The sequence below is a fragment of the bacterium genome, from assembly GCA_021158245.1.
In the GTDB taxonomy this organism is placed as follows: domain Bacteria; phylum Zhuqueibacterota; class QNDG01; order QNDG01; family QNDG01; genus QNDG01.
Genome location: JAGGVB010000189.1, coordinates 1 through 6,259 on the forward strand (window position 1 = coordinate 1; position 6,259 = coordinate 6,259).

General features: G+C 41.3%; 3 protein-coding genes. All 3 read left to right on the forward strand.

Features of this window, described 5'->3' with window-relative positions:
• Positions 1-789 precede the first annotated feature (789 nt).
• Positions 790-1,857 (forward strand): type IX secretion system outer membrane channel protein PorV, encoded by a 1,068-nt coding sequence (gene porV / locus J7K93_11075; protein MCD6117549.1) that lies wholly within the window; start codon positions 790-792, stop codon positions 1,855-1,857.
• 127 nt (positions 1,858-1,984) lie between these two features.
• Positions 1,985-5,089, forward strand: a complete 3,105-nt coding sequence (locus tag J7K93_11080) for a T9SS type A sorting domain-containing protein (protein MCD6117550.1) — start codon at positions 1,985-1,987, stop codon at positions 5,087-5,089.
• On the forward strand, positions 5,031-6,259 hold a 1,229-nt coding region (locus J7K93_11085; protein ID MCD6117551.1), incomplete at its 3' end, for a PD40 domain-containing protein. The genes J7K93_11080 and J7K93_11085, both read left to right, overlap by 59 nt.

The window sequence follows — 6,259 nt, forward strand, 5'->3', positions numbered from 1 at the left end:
AAAGCTATTTCTTCACTTTTTTATACTGAATACTTTTCAAATAGTCCAGTCCCTTGTCCCGTAGGGACAACATATTTATAGCAAAATGACAAAAAAACCAAAGTCCCGTTAGGGACGAAATATTCTTCTCCTCTTTGAGAAAGGTATAGTTTTTTAAAATATTATATTGGGATAGAGCCCCATTGGTTAGGAAATACAAAAAAGGGGCTGTATCAAAAGTCGATTTAAAGTCATTACGAGGAGCAAAGCGACATGGCAATCTCAGGAATTGAGCACGAGTTGAAGAGATTGCTTCGCAAAAAGACGCTCGCAATGACAGATGGAGAGGTTTCCTGCGTTTTATCAAGGCCTCAGAGGCCTCGGAGACCTCAGAGGCCTGCAACATAGCTTCAGCCGGAATGACAATGGCAAAAGAAATGAAAATTGCAGGAGGCCATATTTTTTATAGAGAATCGGGAGCCAACAAAACCAAAAAACACCGGCTGTCGAGGGCGAACGACCGTTCATCGCATTTTCGGGGGTGCCAGAATTGCGAAAAAAAATCTTGACATTTGATATGTGATTTGATATATTCTAAACATAGATATGGAAAAAGGAGATTGCCTATAATCGTTCGTTAAAGGTTTGATGGATAAGTAGTTTTGCATTTTTGTTATTAATTGCATGAGGTTGGTATATCCATTTCATCTTGACGGGCGTTTTTTGTTTTAAAACCGAGTCCGGGGTGGAATTATCAGCTTCTGCTTAAAACCCCGAGAATTCGGTTTTATATTTTATGGAGGTTAGACAATGAGAAAGATTTTCGTAACTCTGCTTGTGACAATTCTTATTCTTACTGTTACAGCAAATCTTTTTGCAGTAAGCCAGGCCGCAGTTCTGTTTCTGCTGATTTCACCGGGAGCAAGAGCCGCTGGTATGGGAGAGGCATTTGTAGCACTGTCCGATGATGCATCCGCTGTATTCTGGAATCCTGCAGGCCTTGCCTTTCAGCAGGGGCGGGAAATTACTTTAATGCATTCAAACTGGCTTCCGCAGCTTGTTTCGGATATGTCTTATGAATTTGTTGCATATAAACAGTATGTTCCGAATCTCGGAGGCACAGTCGGCGGGAGTGTTACATTCCTGAATATGGGCGAACAGACCCATACAGGAGAACAATTAGACGACAGCGGTAATCCTATTATTCTTGGTAAATTTCAAAGCTGGGATATGGCTGTTACACTCTCCTATGCAACGAAGTTAAGCGAAACTTTTGGTTTTGGCGTTAATGCAAGATATATTTACAGCCACCTTTCTCCTGTAGGTGCAGGTGCTGAACAGGGCCAGGGAGTAGCTTCGTCTTTTGCAATTGATCTTGGCATCCTTTACAAAACACCGTTCTTCCCGGGTTTATCAATCGGAGCGGATATCTCTAATATGGGTCCGAAAATTACGTATGTGGATGCTGCACAAGCTGATCCTCTGCCTACAAATTTGAAATTGGGTATAGCTTACAAAGTCCTTGATACGGAATTTAACAAGCTTACCATTTGTATGGATACAAATAAACTCCTTGTTGTAAGAAATGAAAACGGTACTGATCCTTTTTACAAAGCAATTTTTACAGCATGGTCAAGCGAACCTTTCTCAACACAGATGCGTGAACTTGTAAGTTCTATTGGTGTGGAGTATGTTTACAACAAGATGATATTCCTGCGTACAGGTTACTACTATGATGAAGAGGGCAATGTAAAATATCCGTCATTCGGTGCGGGGCTTCAATACTCAAACTTTCGTTTTGATTTCGGATATGTAGCTGCTGAACAGGGCCATCCTCTCTCAGACACAATGAGGTTTTCTTTAACAGCCACTTTTTAAATACAATTGATAGTGTGATATTGAAACATCCCTTTTAATTATGCCGGGGGCTGTTAATTAACATGATGTTAATAGAAATACCCCACATTTTTTGTGGGGTATTTTCTAAAGAAGCTGCGGAGCTCTTATGAAAAGGATATTTTTAATCCAGATTTTCCTGTCTGCCACACTTTTTCTGTCTGCACAGACAAGCAGGCATATATTCAGATCATTTGCAAAATCAGAGTTTTTCTCTAAGCGGAACCTTGTCTCAGGCGCGAAGTACAAATGGGACGGGAAATCTTTGCTTGAGAATCGGAGCGGATATTCAGGAACCGATACTATAAGAGTACTTGCACTGCGTGTTTCATTTACAAAAGATATTGACCCTCTTACAACAGGGAACGGTACTTTTGACAATTCGGCATCAGATAACCCTGTTATTGACCCGCCCCCTCATAATAAACGATATTTTGAAAGCCAGCTTGAAGCATTAAAAAATTATTTTTATAAAGTGTCAAATGGAAAACTTGTAATTATTCCCCGTGTGAGCGATGAAGTAATTGAACTTCCGGATTCAATGTCAGTTTATGCCACAGCTCCTACGGATACAGGGCTTGTCAGGCTGTTTACAGATGCAATTTCAGGAGGGGACAAATCGGGTTGTATTTTTTCTGATTTTGACGTATATGTAATATTCCATGCAGGAGTAGGCAGAGATGTGCAGCTTCCCTATGATCCCACGCCCAATGACATATCCTCAGCGTTTGTCTCATACGATGATTTAAAAAGAATAAACAGCGGTTCACATGCAGATTATGAAGGTATCAGCGTAGAGAACGGAAGTTTTTTTGTAAAGGAAGGAATAATTCTGCCTGAGACAGAGAGCCAGGAGGGATATCAGATAGGGCTTCTCGGCACATCCGCAATTATGTTCGGATTTCAAATAGGGATGCCTGCTCTCTGGAATACAAAAACACAGCATTCCGGTATAGGCAGGTGGGGGCTGATGGATCAGGGGTCAGGCAATTTTTCAGGGCTTCTTCCTGCAGAACCCTGTGCATGGACAAAAATTTTTATGGGATGGGAAGAGCCGGTACTTGTAAATCCGGACACTACAATTGAAGTTGCCGCACCATCTGTAAAAGACAAGAATAGAATCTACAAAGTTCCAATAAATGATCATGAATATTTTCTGATTGAAAACAGAGAGAGTGATGTTAACCGCGACAGTGTTGCTGTGGGGAAAAACGACAGAGGCGGCATAGTGGTTTTCAACAGCAACGGAACAGTAGGGTTTACAGGAGAGAACGGAGTCATAGTTTCTGCTGATGAGTACGATTTTGACCTGCCCGGTTCCGGCATTCTGATATGGCATATTGATGAAGATGTAATAAAAGATAAAATTGCAGATAATGAAATAAACATAGATAAAAACCACAGAGGTGTTGATCTTGAGGAAGCTGACGGAGCCCAGGATATAGGAGAGGGTTACGGATTAATTTCAGGCGGAGCAGGTTCTGAATATGGTGTTCTTCATGATGCATGGTATGAAGATAATAAGATAAACAAACTTGTAAATAAAAAAGATATTGTTGAATTTACTCCGGAATCATACCCTTCCACAGATAGTTATGACCGCGGTAACACACATTTGATTTTCAATGGTTTCTCAAAACGTGATACTGTTATGCAGTGCACAATAAGATCGGATTTTCTGCAGAAAGGTTTCCCTGTAAGATTCGGGAATGCGTATGACCCTATGGGAATTATAGCATCAGATTTAAATAATGACGGGCGCAAAGAAATTTTTATCCCCGAAAAACAGGGGAAGGTTTTCTGCTGGAATCCTGACGGGTCTCCTGCATCTTCAAATATGGTAACAATTGAGCAGGATAAACTGAACGGTGAAAAAGAAGAAATTCATGTTCCGTGCTGTATTGATTACAAAAAGGAATTTACATCCATGCCTGTGGTTTTTCCCGGGCACGATTCCGTACCTTCCCTTTTGATTGCAAGTACAAAAGACGGCAGTGTGACCGGATGGAGTTCGGCCGATGAAGACAGGAACGGTCTTTTTGATGAAGTCTTTACGTTGCAGACAGAGGATAATATTATCTTGCTTGCGGTTATCAATAATGAGATATTTGCCGGTACGGATAACGGGACTGTTTATACAATATCCCGCACAGGAGAAATAATAAAGCAAGTGAATTTTGGAGATTCTCCTGTTGCTGCAGTGGGCAAGTTCGGTGGAACATCGGTTTTTGTCCTTTTACGGAATGGGAATCTGTCATTTGCAGACAAAGACTTGGCAGTTTCGGATAATTACATTACCGGAGACAATGCATTATCAGGAGCTGCGTTCTGCCCTTCAAACGGAACAGGCGGATTTGTTGCAGTTACAGGCGGTTCAGGAATAATGACATTATCGGCAAAAGGTGAAGTAAAAGGGTCTGCCGAAAGAGAGAGGGTAGGGCCGGGCCTTACAGCACCTGCTCTTGCAGACATGGACGGTGACGGAATGACAGATCTTTTTATAACCGGAGGCAGCAATGTATGGGGAATGAATGAAAATTGTGCATTTACCGATTATTTTCCGCTGTCAATCAATGATGATAATAAATTTTTATCATCTCCTGTAATCGGAGATGTTGATAATGACGACAGGCCTGATATTGTGGCTGCCACATCAGGGGGCATTGTGGAAGCATGGTCATTTGACGGAGCAGAGGAAAAAGGCTTTCCTTTAACAACAGGCTCTTCAAAACCGTTTACTCCTGTTCTTACGGATTTAGACGGAGACGGTGATGTGGAATTAATCGCCCTGTCAGACAGAGGATGGGTTTTTGCGTGGGATCTGGATACTGCCTGGAATGAAAAGATGTTCCCATGGCCTGAAAAATTTCATGATTCTTCCCATACGTCAAATTTGACAGCAGAAATTAAAGGTGTCGAACCTTCGGATGAGATAATGGTTGTCAAATCGGTATATAATTATCCTAATCCTGTTGAGGGGAAATCAACTGTTATAAGATATAAACTGGAATGTAGCGCAGATGTAAATATAGAAATAATTGACCTTAACGGGAACCTGATAGACAGGTTTGCAGGGCCGGGTAATGCATTTATGAACAATGAGGTTGTGTGGAATGTTGAAAATGTCAGCAGCGGAATCTATTTCTGCAGGGTTTATGCAAAGAGTGATAAAGGCGAAAAAAGGGTTACCATTTCAATTGCGGTTGCAAAGTAAAATAGCTGTATTTTGCTTTTTACTGGTTGTAACGAGAGGTGCTCTTTTTAGTCAGGATGCGGCTTATAATCATCCTGAGCTTAAGTGGCAGACTATAGAGACAGAACATTTTGCAGTGCACTTTCATCAGGGAGAATTGAGGACAGCAGAGCAGGTTGCCAAAATCGCAGAGGATGTTTATAAACCGATTTCAAGCCTTTACAATTACGAACCTGATACAAAAGTACATTTTATAATAAAAGACTATGACGATAATTCCAACGGAGCGTCATATTACTATGACAACAAAATAGAGATATGGGCTCCTCCTATGGATTTTCATCTGCGCGGGACACACAACTGGCTGCGGGATGTTGTAACTCATGAATTCACACACATAATTTCTCTAGGAGCTGCACGCAAGTTTACAAGGCGCATTCCTGCAGTATATTTTCAGTGGATAGGATATGAAAAGGAAAAACGCAAGGATGTTATTCACGGTTACCCCAACAGAATAGTCTCCTTCCCATTTTCAGGTACAATTGTACCCATGTGGTTTGCAGAAGGCATGGCCCAGTATCAGCGTATGGGGCTTGGAAATGACTGGTGGGACAGTTTTCGTGATATGGTTTTAAGAAGCGCGGTCTTAAACCGTGAGATGCTTTCCATTTCAGAGATGGATGTGTTCGGATCATCAAGTATCAGAAATGAAAGAGTGTACAATCAGGGGCTCGCACTTACAATTTACATCTCAAAGAAATATGGCGAAGATAAAGTTGCTGATCTTGCAAGAGCAATGAGCAGCACTGCAAGACTGGATTTTTCTTCAGCTGTAAAAAAAGTGCTTGGAAAAACAGACATGCAGCTCTATGCTGAATGGAAAATGTGGCTTGAAAAAGAGTATTTAAAAGGTACGGAAAAAATTAAAAGCAATATTCGGCAGGGTAATGCCCTGTTCACAAAAGGGAGCGGTAATTTTAATCCTGTGTTTGATCCTGAAGGCAGACGTATAGCCTTTCTTTCCAATCACGGCAGCGGATATTTTTCCCGTCTTGACCTTATTGTCTATGATATGAATACAGATAAGTCAAAGATTGTATCACACAGTGTTGACATGCCTGCATCATGGTCTCCTGACGGAAAGAAGATTGTGTTCGGCAAAAGGCACAGAATAAAACACGGATCCCTTGT